Source organism: Fodinibius salicampi, assembly GCF_039545095.1.
Taxonomy (GTDB): Bacteria; Bacteroidota; Rhodothermia; order Balneolales; family Balneolaceae; genus Fodinibius; species Fodinibius salicampi.
Genome location: NZ_BAABRS010000001.1, coordinates 1,538,368 through 1,552,500, shown reverse-complemented (window position 1 = coordinate 1,552,500; position 14,133 = coordinate 1,538,368). Strand labels below are relative to the sequence as shown.

The window sequence follows — 14,133 nt, the reverse complement described above, 5'->3', positions numbered from 1 at the left end:
CTGATGCTATTAAACATCCAGATAATCAATAGAAATAGAAAAACACTGTTTTTTAAACAATTTTGAAGGAACGAATTTGGTTCAATCAGCTTTCGGTATATATTGGTGAAAGAGGTAATAATCTGGTAAATATAAATAAAGATATTATGATACTCGTAACAGGAGCAAACGGGAATTTAGGATCACAGGCCATAGATTTTTTGCTGAAACAGGATCCTTCTGAAGATATAGCAGGTTTAGTCAGGAGTGAGGAAAAGGGTGCTGAGCTCAAGAAAAAAGGTGTTGAAATAAGGATTGGCGATTACACCGATTATGCATCTCTTCAAGAGGCAATGCAAAATGTGGATACACTGCTACTGATTTCTTCAAGTTCACTGGAGGGGCGGGTGCAGCAGCATAAAAATGTGATCAATGCGGCTGAGGAAGCTGAGGTGAATCATATTTTTTATACAAGCATAGTACATGCCGACGAGGAGCTAAGTCCGTTGTCACCGGATCATCATGAAACCGAAAACATTCTTAAGAATGCAGAAATTGATTCTACGATCTATCGCCATACGTTCTATGGTGAATTTCTACCGATGTTTTTGGGAGATGCGCTGGATACCGGCGAATGGTACTTTCCATCCGGAGGGCAGAAAATAAATCTGGCTCTGCGTTCGGAGATGGCCGAAGCTCTTGCCAATGGTTTGTTGAGCCGGGATGAGCACAAAGATGAGGTTTATGAGATAACCTCGGGACAAGCTTATGACCTCGAAGAAATTGCGGATTTGATAAGCAAAGAAACGGGCAATGATATTACCTACCACGATCTATCCATTGCTGATTTTCAAAAGAATTTGGAAAAGGCAGGGTTGCCGGATGAAACCATTGCGCTGAGTACGAGCGTTGCAACTACTTTTGTCAACGGAGCATTGAACTACACGCACGATGCTTTGGGTAAGCTCTTGGGACGCGAGCCGGCAGCCATTGAAGACTTTCTCCCGGAAGTGGTATAGCAATAAAAAGACTTATAAAACTGATTTAGAAAAATAGTGAAAGTGTAGATGGAATTTGGCATATATACCTTTGTTGAAAATACCCCGCATCCCGAAATAAACGGAACACTTTCCCCGGCCCAGCGACTCGAAAACCTGATGGAAGAGATAGAGTTGGCCGATGAAGCCGGGCTTGATGTCTTTGGAATCGGTGAGCATCATCGTGAAGAATATTTGTCTTCTGCTCCCTCTACCATTCTTTCTGCCGCGGCGGCGCGCACCGAACAGATTCGTCTGAGTAGCGCGGTAACGGTGCTTGGGTCTGAAGATCCAGTGCGGGTATACCAGCAGTTCTCCACCATTGATCTGCTTTCAAAAGGACGGGTTGAAATTATGGTGGGGCGTGGATCTTTTGTGGAGTCTTTTCCGCTTTTTGGATACGACCTCAATGATTACGACGAGTTGTTTGAAGAAAAACTGGATTTGTTGCTGGAACTCCGAGAAAGCAAAAGAATCACCTGGAGTGGCAAACATCGTCCGGATATTGACAATCGCTCGGTGTATCCTCAACCGTATCAGGATCAAATTCCTATTTGGCAAGCGGTGGGCGGCACGCCCAAATCAGCTTATCAGGCGGGTGCATTGGGATTGCCGCTGGCATTGGGCATTATAGGTGGGCAGCCGGAGCGTTTTAAATCCCTGGCAGATTTGCACAAAAAAGGGGCCCGGGAAAATAGGAAAGAAACCCCGGCACTGAGTATTAATTCACATGGGTTTGTTGCTGAAGATTCACAGGAAGCAGCGGATATTGCTTTTCCCGCTTTTAAAGTTACGATGGACAAAATTGGAAAAGAACGGGGCTGGTCGCCGATGACGCGTGACCAGTTTGAAGCCAGTCGAACGCTTAGAGGGGCAAATGTGGTCGGAAGTCCCCAGGAAATAATTGATAAAATCCTGTTTCAGCATGAAATATTTGGTCACGACCGCTTTTTATTACAGATGAGTGTAGGCAGTATCCCTCACAAAAAGTTGCTTCGTTCTATTGAGCTTTTTGCTACTGAGGTAGCTCCTGCAGTGAATAAAGAACTTGGCGATAATTAAAACATAGGAAGAAGTTATGCCTGGAACACGAAAACGATTTAAAGCTCCCTGGGATTGGTTACTAATTACGCTGACGGGAGGAATTAGCACAATGCTGTTGGTACTCAATTATTTTGTTCCTAATACCATTCCTACCATAATAACCTGGAGTATTATCTTGGGATGTGCTGTTTTTGGGGTTTATGGATATAGCATTCAAGAGGGAAAGTTAAAAGTGCTACGGTTGGGTTGGTCCAAAGATATTTTGATTAATGATATTCAAAGCATTGAATATAAACCGCTTGCCATGATGGGATCTATCCGTACTTGGGGGATAGGAGGAATGTTTGGCTACATCGGATATTTTAGGAACAGTATTCTAAATAATTATACAGCCTACGTAACGCACAGAGATAAGACGGTGCTCATTAAGATCGAAAATGAGCAAATTGTCATTTCTCCTGATGATCCGGAGGCATTCGTCCAGTCGTTAAAGTCGGTTGTTGAAGGTAATGAGCATTTAGCTGACTCAGTAGAGACAAAATGATATGGCTTTGAAGTTTTAGTCTATTAAGTTCCTAAAATTTAATGAACACTTTAAAGTTTCCGTTGCCCCATCAGTTTCTTATTATTGAGCCATCCAACTAAACCATCCATCTAAACCCTGATTGTATGTATATCGGTTTTCAACATCTGCACTCCTATATAGCCTATATTGTTCTTGCTGTTCTATTGGGTGTGTTTTTCTACACACTCATTAATTTTATTAATAAAAAAACATTTACCGAAAGCGCTCGTAAAATATCACTGGCAGGGCTTATTGCGGCACATATACAGCTTTTGATTGGATTGGTGCTTTATTTTATTTCTCCTATGGGAATATCCAATTTTTCAGGTGAAGCGATGGGAGATGCAATGTCACGATTGTATATGCTGGAACATCCATTAACAATGATTATTGGGATCATTTTGATCACCGTAGGATATTCCAAAGCTAAAAATGGCAAAGACGATGCTGGGCGTTATAAGAAAATTCTTATTTATTACGGACTTGGTATCTTCCTTATTCTCCTCCGTATTCCATGGTCTGTTTGGCCATAGAAATTATTGTGCGGGAACAATTTATTCCTTGGATATCAAATATTGAGATAATGGTTGGTATTGATATAGCCAGAGGACAGAATATCGCTAAGACTTAAAATATATAGATATTCAGCTATGAATTTGGAGAATAAAACAGCTCTTGTGACAGGTGCGAGCCGAGGCATTGGACTGGCTATTACTAAAGCATTATTGGATAATGGTGTTATGGTGGTCGGATGGAGTCGCACTGAACCGAAAGATTTTCACCATGAACATTTTTACCATATCAAGGCAGATCTTACACAACAGGAATCGGTGGAGGTGGCTTACCAACAGACCGAGGAATTGTTTGGAGGTCAGATCCATATCCTGATAAATAATGCCGGTTTGGGATATAAAGGACTAATGGAAGAGATGCCGCCGGAAAAATGGCGCTATCTCTTCGATTTGAATGTTCACGGTATCTTCTATGTAAGCCGGCTGGTCATCCCACAAATGAAAACCCATGAAGAGGGACATATTATCAATATATCTTCGGGTGCCGGGACCAACGGCATTGCAGGGATGAGCTGCTATTCGGCGACCAAACATGCCGTTGTAGGTATTTCCCGTTCACTGCATCAGGAGCTGCGTGATTTCGGGATAAAAGTTACCTGTCTGTCGCCAGGCTCGGTAGATACCGGTTTTTCGGACTCCAATAAAAATAAGTTACAGCCCGACGAACTGGCGGAATCAACCATTCATATTCTGCAATGTTCGCAAAATTTTCATTATACGGATGTACAGGTTCGTCCTCTGCAGCCGTAATTAGCTAACTGCTTGTTGTCGTTATAAACTATCGATTACTTTTTTTAGCAGGTAGCTGACTTCACCGGCTACGTCGCCCAGTTCATCATTTTCGATAGCCTGCATGGAGGCTACCGGATCTACCGCAGAGACTTCGACCTCACCATTCTCATGTTCCTGTACAATAACATTACACGGCAGCATTAATCCAATATGAGGCTCTGCCTTCAGGGCTTGGTGTGCTAACGGTGGATTGCAGGCTCCAAGAATTTGATACTTTTTAAAGTCCACATCCAGTTTCTTTTTGAGTGTGGCTTTAATATCGATTTCGGTTAGCACGCCGAACCCTTCCTCTTTTAAAGCAGCCGTTGTTTTGTCGATGGCTTCTTCAAAGGATAGATCCAATTTTTTACTAAAGTGATATGACATAGTATTACTTGTTTAGATAATTAAAATTGTAATGGATCATACTGATGATGTATATCCAGTTTTAAGAATTACTTGTCAACGTATGAGGAATACATCCAGACCGATTTTTCCTGCTCTCGTATGTAGTCACTCATCAGCGCGTTGGTTCCTTCATCACCGGCGTCATCAGAAAGCTCCAAAATTTCGCGCTGCAGCTTCAGCGTTACTTTAAAGGCATCTAAAATTTCGTGTACCGCTTTTTTCCCATCCGAAACCTGTGTGCTCTCTTTTATATCAGATAATTCCACATAATTGGAATACCGGTGATCCGGAGTGTAACCCAGCGTTAAGATACGTTCTGCGACTTCATCTATTTTAACGACGAGATCGTTATAGAGTTCTTCGAATTTTTCATGTAATTCAAAAAATGTATCTCCTTTGATATTCCAGTGATAGCCCCGCGTATTCTGATAAAATACCGAGTAATTGGCCAGTAATTCGTTTAGTTTCTCTCCCAGTTTTTTGGATTTACTTTTGTCTAATCCAATGTCGTTTACATTTGCCATAATGATAGATTTATTAATTTTATAGAAATGTTAATTTAAGGTGCCTATTAGAACGTTAGGTTCAAAAACTATTTTTGATTTTATGGATCTTGAAATCAAGCAATTTGATTCAGCTTTTTCTAGAATACGTTGCGCTTTGTCGGAAATTTTTCCATCTGAAATCATAAGTTCAGGTTTCAATACTATTTCGCTCATCATAAATTTTCCATCCTCATTTTTAGACATTTTTCCGGTTGCCCTAATCATGAGCGACTCATATGAGAGTTTTGAATATTGAGCAATGGCCGCAAAGGTTGTCATCAAACAGCTACTTATGGAAGCTACAAACAAGTGCTCGGGCGACCATTTACCTTCGATACCGCCCTCAAACTCAGGTGGAGTAACGACTTCAATCTCCTCAGATAGTTTGGGAGACGAGAGAATTCCGGTTCGTCCTTCTTTCCAGTTAAGGTCTACATTATAAAAGTGTTCCTGGCTGCTCATAATTCCTGTAGTTTTTGATTTAGAACCTGTTTAAGCTGATGGAGCTGTACAACTCCCGATTGCTGCCAGAGAATACGTCCCTTGTGAAACAGTATAAGGGTAGGGACGCCCCGCACTTGGTATTTAATAGCGGCATCAGCGTTTTTTTCCGTATCTATTTTGATGATATTGAGTTTATCGCCCATCTCATTTTTCAACTTTTTGAGAATTGGGGACATCATTTTACATGGACCACACCAATCGGCATAAAAGTCTACCAGTACCGGTGTATCGCTGTTTATCACATCCGAGAAAGTAATTTTTTGTTTTTCGGTAGTCATGATTACGGTTATTTTATTTCGGTAAATTCAATCTCTTCAATTTTGTTTTGCTCATCTTTATTGTGATCAGCTGAGGGTGGGGTACAAGAATTTCCGACCAAGCAACCACTATCGGTATATGTCTGGAATAGGAAGAAAGCCCCCGCTATTCCGGAGATTATATCTGAAAACCGGATAGCCTGGATCATAAAAAATATTCCAACAATCAGTGCCACCCACCGCCTTAAATGCCAGTTTGAAAAAAAAGATTGTTTGGTTCTGGTTTGCATTAAATATCGTTTTATAATTTCATTTCATCAGAAATTACATCTTCAAACCAACAATGTCAGTGACAATTGTTACATAAGAGTAATTTTATTTCTACCGAGCTCTACAAGGCCTTCTGCTTCCATCTTTTTTAACAGGCGTGATATCACTTCACGGGCTGTACCAAGTTCTTGGGCCAGCTGTTCATGTGTCATGGATAAGGTCCTTGAATTTGATAAATCAGCTCTTTTCTCCAGGAACTTAAGTAGCCGTTCATCCATATTCTTAAATGCTACAGCATCAACAACGCCAAGCAGTTCTTCAAAGCGTTTATGGTAAATTTGGAAAATGTAGTTTAGCCATCCAGGATTTTTTCGGATGAGATCATTAAAGGTATTAACGGGAATAAACAAAACTTTACAATCCTCTTCAGCAATAGCCTTTACTTTACTGGTATCCTGATATAATCCGGCCAGTACCGACATCACGCACGTTTCACCGGGACGTAAATAATATAAAACCATCTCCTTTAGCTCGTCATCCGATTGCATGACTTTAACACTTCCTTCAAGTACGATGGGCACCGAGCGAATGTGAGCGTTCTCATTGACAATTGTTTTTCCGGCACTAAAGCTTTTGATAATTCCCAAATCAGATAATTTTTGGTGATCTTCTAAAGGAATTTGCGGAGAAGAGAGGTTATTGGGGAATTTCATATCAAGTGGATTAATTGAAGTAAATTCAGGTACCAGTAAATTAGCTATTTTATCTAGGCCGAACGTTGAGTTTTAAATATTCTTATTTTTGTTGATTAAGATATCTGGTTAATCTATATTTAATATAAAATACTCTTAAATATGTTTTATTGCAATGCAGTCACTTTATTCTAAGGCGGTGAGGGGAATATATGCTGTCCCGAAACAAACATGGTTTGGGATTGGGATCACTCTTTTTCTCTGGTGGATTTTTATGCATTATACCCGCTGGCCAGCAGTACAGGCAAAGTCTGAGATACTTACAGTACTGGCGACGGGTGCACCAAATACGTTTACAGAAATTGTATCGCGTGATGGTTGGCCTTATTGGCTTTCATGGATACCAACCGGGATAAACATGACCGATAACAATGCCATAGGAATGGCTTTCGCATTTCTAATCGGCGGTGCTATTACCAGCCTTGTTTTACCCCAGGGGCTGATTAGGAGATTGTTAAATTCCAAAGGAACCAAAGGTTCTACGTACGGTGGACTGCTCGGTGCACCTCTTATGATGTGTAGTGCCTGCTCGGTACCTGTAGCGCTCGGTTGGAAAGAGCGTGGAGCCAATCCCGAAACTACACTGGGAGTGGTAATGGGAGCGGCACTGCTGAATATCATGGGCTTAACTACCATATTTGTTTTATTTCCCGGTCCGGCAGCATGGGGAAGAATCGTAGCCTCAATACTTCTGGTGGTTGTTTTAACTCCACTGGTCGTAAAACTTGCTGTTTATTACAGAAACAGCTGGAAACTTATTTCTTCTTCGGACTACCTTGAAAAAAAAGCCGATTCTGCTAATCTCCAAAGCTGTACAGTCCTGGACGGTGGACAAGATAATCTGGGATGGACAGAAGCTGGATTATTAGCCTTGAAAAATTGGTGGAATAGCAGTGTAGAGATTGCCTATCGGCTGTTTTTACCGATGACGGGTGCTATGTTCCTGGCAGCAATAATACGTTTAATGCTTCCCCCAGGAGTAGTAGAAACATATCTCGGGAGTGGTTTTTTTGCAATTATTGTGGTGTCGGCATTTGGGACTATGATAGCAATCCCCACGCTTTTTGAAATACCCTTAGTATTGGGTTTTCTGTTTATTGGGATGGGTTTAGGACCTGCCACGGCACTTATAGTTACGGCTCCATCGGTCAGCATCGTCAGCTACTTTATGCTTAAGAAAGATGTGGGACATGCCGCACCTTTATTGCTGATGGTGGCTACATTCCTGATGGGAATTGCTACGGGCTTAACTGTTGAATACCTGATGACTTATTATGGATAACCAACTCATGAATAACGGTACCCTGCCAACAAAAGTGAAAGTTTTTGGTACTCTCTTTCTCTTTGCTCAGCTTCTTTTTGCAATTAATAACTATGGTCCACACGAATTACCGGTTCTAAACCTGGTTTTCGATGAACCCTGGATTTCTGCTGAAGAGACAAACCGAAATGCTCTCTCAGCGGAAGCTGGGCAAACCTTTACTTTCGAAGATATTACCAAACAAGCCGGGCTTAACAACTTTAAACGTGCAAAAGTGAATAGTTCGAATCCTTCCTACCTGGAGGTAATGGCAGGGGGGATGGCTGTAGGCGATGTGGATGGGGACGACTACGAAGATATCTTTTTTATAAGTATGCCTTCCTTTGATGAGCACTCCGATGAAACAGTTTCCCCACCCAGCCTATACAAAAACATGGGAGATAGTACATTTAAAGATATTACGGAAGAGATGGGATTAAGTGATATTAAGGGCTATGCACAGGGCGTACTTTTTTTCGATTATAATAATGATGGCCGCCAGGATTTATATATTGCTTCCTATGACGGTGGACAACTATTCCGTAACAATGGAAATACCTTTACAGATGTTACCGAAGTTTCAGGATTAAATCTTAAAGGACTTTGTGGTGAATATCCCTGTTTAAGTGCGGCTGCATCTGCGGCCGATTATAACCGTGATGGACACCTCGACCTTTTTATCGTCAATAATGTGGGTTGGGATGTCAATAATCCTGAACATTATGGCGAGCGACAGCTTTTTCCCGCTTTTTTTGATGCACAGGAGTCTTTCCTCTTTAAAAGCAATGGGGACGGGACGTTTACTAATGTAACAAAAGAATCCGGGGTTAATAATGAAGGAGGTAAAGGTTTGTCAGCCGTCTGGCTTGACTTCAGCAACAATGGCTGGCCAGATCTATACGTTGCTAATGACTTGAGCCGCAACCGACTTTATCTCAATAACGAGGACGGAACATTTGCTGAACTTGGAGCCGTTGCTAAAGTGAATGAAGTTAAAAGTAGCATGGGAGTCAATACAGCTGATTTTAATAACAGCGGTAGTTTCGATCTGGTCACTACAAACCTGGAGGGATCCATGATCTCTCTTTTTCGTAATTACGGTGACCTACGATTTGATTACGCAACAAATTATTCCGGATTAAATCCCAGTCGGCGATCATCCGGCTGGGGAATTGAATTTGCAGATTTTAATCACAGTGGTCACCTTGACCTGGTAATGGCCGCAGGTCCGGTCTGGGATGTAAACCCAACAGGTACCGAGAATCTTTTCTTTAGGAATCAAGGGAACGGTCGATTTGAAGATGCAACACACTCCTCAGGAACCTTTCAAAATAATAATGTTTCCAGGGGACTTGCACTCATCGACATTTTGAACAACGGCAAGCCGGATTTAGTGATTTCCAATATTGATGGAGGCAGTCCACAGTTGTTATTAAACAGTACCCAAAATCAAAACCATTGGTTAAAATTAAAGTTGGAAGGCACTGTTTCGAACCGGGATGCCATAGGAGCGCGGGTAACCCTTGAGCAAACTGACGGGCATATCATCATCCAGGAAGTGAAAGCCGGAGGCTCTTATCAAAGCAGCAGTACCAAATCTCTTTTCTTTGGATTGGGTAAAGAAGAAGTTAAACAACTATCCATCCGCTGGCCTTCCGGTCATACCCAAAACTTAAAAGATATCCCTGTTGATACAACGCTCCATATAATAGAGTAAAGATGGAAGAGCAACTCCTGGGGTTTAAATATTCTTTACTCTTTAGTTGGAAGTTGATGAGAAACTTAACCTCCAAATATTATTATTTTTGGTTACTAGATCTGATGGTAGTCCTATCGGCCTAATTTATTATTTCTGGACCTACTTTGATAAGGTCTAAATTGTTTGTTTGATTTTACACTCTGCTTTCTTTTAACAATATTCCTTACCTAAAGGATTGAGGATGGTTTTTTAAAGATTATACATCACAACTCGATTTTCATTATACCCCATTTCTAAGGGGATATAATGAGTAATAGTGCCTTTCAGGATTTTAAAATAATTATAATACAATTAGGGATTATGGTTTTTTACAACAAAATGATCAAGGTATGTGGTACTCTTTTAATAGTCAGCATATTATTTGGATGCTCATCTGGAGATAATTTTGATCCGAAAACAGCTGAAATAGTTGGTGAAGAAAAGGCTGAATTAACGTTACCGCCCAATGTGCCTCCACCCATTGATCGAGATCATGCGACAAAACTTGTTGTAAATATGGAGGTTACCGAGGAAGAAAAACGGTTGGCGGATGGAGTTACTTACACTATGTGGACCTTCGGTGGAGAAGTGCCCGGTAAATTTATCCGGGCGCGTGAAGGAGATATGATCGAATTTCACCTGCAGAATCATCCGGATAATAAATTGCCTCATAATATTGATTTGCATGCCGTAAACGGACCGGGCGGTGGAGCCGAATCTACATTTACCGCCCCTGGTAGGGAAACGGTATTTACATTTAGAGCATTAAATCCGGGACTGTACGTATATCATTGTGCTACGGCCCCGGTCGGGATGCACATAGCCAACGGCATGTACGGACTTATCTTAATTGAACCAGCCGAAGGACTTTCGGAAGTGGATCAGGAATACTATGTAATGCAGAGTGAATTTTATACCGAGGGAGACTACGGGGAACGCGGCCTGCAGCCATTTGATATGGATCGTGCGATTAAAGAAGATCCGGAATACGTGGTGTTTAATGGTTCTGTTGGATCAACGACTGGTGATAATGCGATTACCTCTAATCCCGGTGATGATGTTCGTCTTTTTGTTGGGAATGGCGGTCCAAACCTAACTTCTTCGTTTCATGTAATTGGCGAAATTTTTGATCGAGTACATTATGAGGGAGGCGATCGGATACAGAAAAATGTACAAACAACATCCGTACCCGCAGGTGGTTCTGCAATTGTTGAGTTTGAAACGGAAGTGCCAGGCGATTATATCCTGGTAGATCACGCGATCTTCCGCGCTTTTAACAAAGGAGCACTTGCAACGTTGTCTGTTTCGGGTGAAGAAGACGAAAATATATATACCGGACAACAGCTGGAACAGGTATATCAACCCGAAGGCGGTGCAGTACAAACTATTCCGCAAGAAAAACGTGAGGAACCTGCAGCACAGACAATTGAGGAACGTATCGAAAGGGGCAAGTCAGTTTATTCTTCCGTATGTCAATCGTGTCATATGAAAGATGGATCGGGTATTGAAGGGGCTTTCCCACCAGTGGCAAAGTCTGATTATTTGAATGAAAATCCAGATCGTGGGATAAGCGCGATTGTACACGGACTTTCGGGTGAAATTACGGTCAATGGGGAAACTTATGATGGCGTAATGCCCCGACAAAACCTTACGAACGAAGAGGTCGCTAACGTAACAACTTATCTTCTCAATAGTTTTGATAATGAGGGCGGCCGGGTGACCCCCGAAGATGTAGAGCGCGTTCGAGAGGAAGGACCAATTGAATAAGTTAGATAAATGATAGCTCGCATTTAGTAATATGTGTCAAAAATTTTTATCGCTCTTAATTATCATAATCTGGGGGTTAACTCTTTGTGCTGTAGGACAGCCGGAGGGGATGGTTGCGGTAGAAAAAGGAACCTTTATGCCTTTTTCTAGCTCTACTGATGATAGTACCACAGTAGAATCCTTTTATATGGACACGCACCAGGTCACGAACGCCGAATTCCTGGAATTTGTAGAGGAAAACGAAAAGTGGAGACGATCACAGGTCAAGAGCGTTTTTGCTGGTGAAGATTACCTCCGGCACTGGAAAGGAGTATTGGAGCTGGGGAATATCAATCCCAATGCACCTGTAACAAATGTAACCTGGTTTGCTGCCCGTGCTTATGCCAAATGGAAAGGGAAACGCTTGCCAACATTGTATGAATGGGAATACATAGCTTCAGCCAGTGCATCCAAACCACTCGCCAGTCGTGATAAAGTATTCGCTCAGCAAATATTGGATTGGTACAGTCGGCCGAATCCAGATCAGATGCCCTCTGTGGGAGAAGGTGAGCCCAATTACCATGGGATATATGATATGCATGGGTTGATATGGGAGTGGGTGCAAGACTTTAATACCGTATTTATAAGCGGAGAATCGCGGGCAGATCAGGGCGAGCTTAAACAGTTCTATTGTGCCGCGGGAAGTTCGGCTGCAACAGATTCTGACAAGGAGAATTATGCCGCTTTTTTGCGTTATGCTTTTCGGGGCAGTCTGGAAGCTGATTTCTCGGTGGGGAATTTAGGATTTCGATGCGCCAAGGATAAGGAATAAACATCATTAAATATGAAGACATATAGCTATCAAAGCATTGGCTTTTTCTTCGCAGTTGTCGCACTTCTTCTGGGAGTTTGTAGCAGTGGTGAGAAACAACAAACCGCTCAATCTCAATCAGGTCAAATGGCTATGGCGGGTGATGAGCACGCAGCTCACGCGGATATGGAAATGGACGCTATTGAACCGACCGATGAGTCAATTTATAATGTGAGTAGCCAATGGAAAAACCGTCATGGAGAGATCGTAGCCTTGGATAGATTGCGTGGGAAGGTACAGCTCGTTGCAATGGTATATACCCATTGTGAACATGCTTGCCCCCGTATTTTGGCTGATATGAAGCGTATCCGGGATAACTTGTCTGAAGAGATATTATCACAGACTAATTTTGCTATTATTTCCATTGATCCTGAGCGGGATACACCCCAGCGCCTCACCAATTTTGCCTATGAAAATAATCTGTCTGAAGATAAATGGACGTTATTGAACGGAGATCAGGGAGATGTATTGGAGATAGCGGCTCTTCTAGGGGTAAAATACAAACGGATCAGTGATACTGACTTTACCCATTCCAACATGATTACTGTATTAAATAAAGAAGGAGAAGTGGTTCATCAGCGGAAAAAGCTTGAAGATCAGCATCCGCGGATAATTGCAGCTATCGAACAGGCAGCCGGCAGTTAAAGGTTATATAGGGTAGAGTTACTCACGCTATTACACATCTTCGTGAAATAACTGTATCTTTATAAGCTTAATATTCAGAAAGTTTAGAATTCCCTTTAGTGGATAATAAAACGAAAATAGGTTCCCGAGAATCTGCGGATTGCCAGGTAAAAGCGGAAGCCCATGCAAACATTGCCTTGGTCAAGTATTGGGGAAAACGCTCATTAGAAAAGAATTTGGCAGCTACCGGATCTATTTCACTGACCTTGGATGCCCTGAAAACAGAAACAGAAATCCGGATAGATTCCAGCTTTCAAAAGGATTATTTCGAGCTGGATGGAAAGCCTGTTTCCGGAGAGGGATTAAAGCGCATCTCTGACTTTTTGGATATCATTGTTGGTACGGAAGAACGGGATCGGGCCTATATTACCAGTAAGAATTCGTTTCCTACCGCTGCGGGACTTGCTTCTTCGGCTTCAGGTTTTGCTGCTCTTACCATAGCTGCAGCTAAAGTGTGGAATAAACCAACTGATCGATCGATATTGTCCTCCCTCGCACGACGCGGATCGGGATCAGCTGCTCGTTCTATATTCGGGGGATTTGTGGAAATGAAGAGTGGAAAGGATTTATCCGGAAGCGAAGATTATGCAGCCACCCTTTATGGCAAAGATTACTGGGATTTACGGGTAGTTATAGGTATCACCGATGCTACTCCTAAAAAAATTGGGTCAACTGAAGGAATGGAGCGCAGCCGAAAAACGGCTCCTTATTATGATTCCTGGATTACTTCTACAGAACAAGACCTTGAAGGGATGCGGGATGCACTGGCAAAAAGAGATTTTACCCAAATGGGGGAATTAGCGGAGCATAGCGCCTTGAAGATGCATGGATTGGCTATGTCTGCACGTCCTGCAATTTTATATTGGAATGCTGCCACCTTGGAAAGTATTCATAAGATTCGGGACTTACGCAAAAGAGGTATCGAAGCGTATATTACTATTGATGCGGGTCCCCAGATTAAAGTACTGTGTAAACCGGCTGATATAGAGGATGTTCAGCAGGCATTGACTTCGGTAACAGGCCTGCAAAAAGTTATAACCAGTGGCATTGGGGACGATGCGAAAGTAACAGAAGTAAAGAAATAAATTTT

Annotated in this window: 16 protein-coding genes; 11 read left to right on the top strand and 5 right to left on the bottom strand. The window is 42.1% G+C overall.

Annotated features, from left to right (window positions below; genetic code table 11):
- The first annotated feature begins 62 nt into the window (after window positions 1-62).
- The 5 genes from ABEB05_RS06595 (at window position 63) to ABEB05_RS06575 (ending at window position 3,947) form a co-directional block, all read left to right on the top strand.
- The gene (locus tag ABEB05_RS06595; RefSeq protein ID WP_265788621.1) at window positions 63-998 is read left to right on the top strand and encodes an NmrA family NAD(P)-binding protein; all 936 of its coding nucleotides are present in this window, start codon (window positions 63-65) and stop codon (window positions 996-998) included.
- A 48-nt stretch (window positions 999-1,046) separates the two neighbouring features.
- Entirely contained in the window at window positions 1,047-2,078 is a 1,032-nt protein-coding gene (locus tag ABEB05_RS06590; RefSeq protein ID WP_265788619.1) for an Atu2307/SP_0267 family LLM class monooxygenase, read from the top strand.
- A 16-nt stretch (window positions 2,079-2,094) separates the two neighbouring features.
- Entirely contained in the window at window positions 2,095-2,604 is a 510-nt protein-coding gene (locus ABEB05_RS06585) for a PH domain-containing protein (RefSeq protein WP_265788618.1), read from the top strand.
- Between the two features lie 125 nt (window positions 2,605-2,729).
- A complete protein-coding gene (locus tag ABEB05_RS06580; protein ID WP_265788616.1) occupies window positions 2,730-3,158 on the top strand; it encodes a cytochrome B in 429 nt (142 codons plus the stop codon).
- A gap of 117 nt (window positions 3,159-3,275) precedes the next feature.
- A complete protein-coding gene (locus ABEB05_RS06575) occupies window positions 3,276-3,947 on the top strand; it encodes an SDR family oxidoreductase (protein ID WP_265788614.1) in 672 nt (223 codons plus the stop codon).
- A gap of 21 nt (window positions 3,948-3,968) precedes the next feature.
- Here ABEB05_RS06575 and ABEB05_RS06570 read toward each other — a convergent pair whose 3' ends face one another.
- From ABEB05_RS06570 to ABEB05_RS06550, 5 genes are all read right to left on the bottom strand, one after another.
- Window positions 3,969-4,355 (bottom strand): DUF302 domain-containing protein, encoded by a 387-nt coding sequence (locus tag ABEB05_RS06570; protein ID WP_265788612.1) that lies wholly within the window; start codon window positions 4,353-4,355, stop codon window positions 3,969-3,971.
- A 68-nt stretch (window positions 4,356-4,423) separates the two neighbouring features.
- Window positions 4,424-4,900: a Dps family protein gene (locus ABEB05_RS06565; protein WP_265788611.1), complete on the bottom strand. Its 477-nt coding sequence runs from the start codon at window positions 4,898-4,900 to the stop codon at window positions 4,424-4,426.
- Window positions 4,901-4,930: 30 nt separating this feature from the next.
- Window positions 4,931-5,383, bottom strand: a complete 453-nt coding sequence (locus ABEB05_RS06560; protein ID WP_265788608.1) for an OsmC family protein — start codon at window positions 5,381-5,383, stop codon at window positions 4,931-4,933.
- On the bottom strand, window positions 5,380-5,703 hold the full coding sequence (trxA, locus tag ABEB05_RS06555) for a thioredoxin (protein ID WP_265788606.1): 324 nt from the start codon (window positions 5,701-5,703) through the stop codon (window positions 5,380-5,382). Before trxA ends, ABEB05_RS06560 begins: the two co-directional genes overlap by 4 nt.
- Before the next feature lie 338 nt (window positions 5,704-6,041).
- The gene (locus ABEB05_RS06550) at window positions 6,042-6,665 is read right to left on the bottom strand and encodes a Crp/Fnr family transcriptional regulator (protein WP_265788605.1); all 624 of its coding nucleotides are present in this window, start codon (window positions 6,663-6,665) and stop codon (window positions 6,042-6,044) included.
- Window positions 6,666-6,819: 154 nt separating this feature from the next.
- Between ABEB05_RS06550 and ABEB05_RS06545 the strand changes: the two genes are divergently transcribed.
- The 6 genes from ABEB05_RS06545 (at window position 6,820) to mvaD (ending at window position 14,128) form a co-directional block, all read left to right on the top strand.
- Entirely contained in the window at window positions 6,820-7,986 is a 1,167-nt protein-coding gene (locus ABEB05_RS06545) for a permease (RefSeq protein WP_265788603.1), read from the top strand.
- The gene (locus ABEB05_RS06540; protein WP_265788601.1) at window positions 7,979-9,721 is read left to right on the top strand and encodes a CRTAC1 family protein; all 1,743 of its coding nucleotides are present in this window, start codon (window positions 7,979-7,981) and stop codon (window positions 9,719-9,721) included. Before ABEB05_RS06545 ends, ABEB05_RS06540 begins: the two co-directional genes overlap by 8 nt.
- Before the next feature lie 342 nt (window positions 9,722-10,063).
- On the top strand, window positions 10,064-11,509 hold the full coding sequence (gene nirK / locus ABEB05_RS06535) for a copper-containing nitrite reductase (protein WP_265788599.1): 1,446 nt from the start codon (window positions 10,064-10,066) through the stop codon (window positions 11,507-11,509).
- A 136-nt stretch (window positions 11,510-11,645) separates the two neighbouring features.
- Window positions 11,646-12,320 carry a formylglycine-generating enzyme family protein gene (locus tag ABEB05_RS06530; protein WP_345694240.1) on the top strand — a complete coding sequence of 225 codons (675 nt, stop codon included), beginning with the start codon at window positions 11,646-11,648 and terminating at the stop codon, window positions 12,318-12,320.
- 12 nt (window positions 12,321-12,332) lie between these two features.
- Window positions 12,333-13,004, top strand: a complete 672-nt coding sequence (locus ABEB05_RS06525; RefSeq protein ID WP_265788597.1) for an SCO family protein — start codon at window positions 12,333-12,335, stop codon at window positions 13,002-13,004.
- A 98-nt stretch (window positions 13,005-13,102) separates the two neighbouring features.
- Window positions 13,103-14,128, top strand: a complete 1,026-nt coding sequence (gene mvaD, locus ABEB05_RS06520) for a diphosphomevalonate decarboxylase (RefSeq protein WP_265788595.1) — start codon at window positions 13,103-13,105, stop codon at window positions 14,126-14,128.
- Window positions 14,129-14,133 lie beyond the last annotated feature (5 nt).

Excerpts from the sequence above, each read along its gene's own strand:
- ABEB05_RS06580 (WP_265788616.1), top strand. The coding sequence starts at position 2,730 with ATGTATATCGGTTTTCAACATCTGCACTCCTATATAGCCTATATTGTT.
- ABEB05_RS06525 (WP_265788597.1), top strand. The coding sequence starts at position 12,333 with ATGAAGACATATAGCTATCAAAGCATTGGCTTTTTCTTCGCAGTTGTC.
- ABEB05_RS06590 (WP_265788619.1), top strand. The coding sequence starts at position 1,047 with ATGGAATTTGGCATATATACCTTTGTTGAAAATACCCCGCATCCCGAA.
- trxA (WP_265788606.1), bottom strand. The coding sequence starts at position 5,703 with ATGACTACCGAAAAACAAAAAATTACTTTCTCGGATGTGATAAACAGC.
- ABEB05_RS06550 (WP_265788605.1), bottom strand. The coding sequence starts at position 6,665 with ATGAAATTCCCCAATAACCTCTCTTCTCCGCAAATTCCTTTAGAAGAT.
- ABEB05_RS06575 (WP_265788614.1), top strand. The coding sequence starts at position 3,276 with ATGAATTTGGAGAATAAAACAGCTCTTGTGACAGGTGCGAGCCGAGGC.
- ABEB05_RS06540 (WP_265788601.1), top strand. The coding sequence starts at position 7,979 with ATGGATAACCAACTCATGAATAACGGTACCCTGCCAACAAAAGTGAAA.
- ABEB05_RS06530 (WP_345694240.1), top strand. The coding sequence starts at position 11,646 with ATGCCTTTTTCTAGCTCTACTGATGATAGTACCACAGTAGAATCCTTT.
- ABEB05_RS06545 (WP_265788603.1), top strand. The coding sequence starts at position 6,820 with ATGCAGTCACTTTATTCTAAGGCGGTGAGGGGAATATATGCTGTCCCG.
- ABEB05_RS06585 (WP_265788618.1), top strand. The coding sequence starts at position 2,095 with ATGCCTGGAACACGAAAACGATTTAAAGCTCCCTGGGATTGGTTACTA.
- ABEB05_RS06560 (WP_265788608.1), bottom strand. The coding sequence starts at position 5,383 with ATGAGCAGCCAGGAACACTTTTATAATGTAGACCTTAACTGGAAAGAA.
- ABEB05_RS06570 (WP_265788612.1), bottom strand. The coding sequence starts at position 4,355 with ATGTCATATCACTTTAGTAAAAAATTGGATCTATCCTTTGAAGAAGCC.
- nirK (WP_265788599.1), top strand. The coding sequence starts at position 10,064 with ATGGTTTTTTACAACAAAATGATCAAGGTATGTGGTACTCTTTTAATA.
- ABEB05_RS06565 (WP_265788611.1), bottom strand. The coding sequence starts at position 4,900 with ATGGCAAATGTAAACGACATTGGATTAGACAAAAGTAAATCCAAAAAA.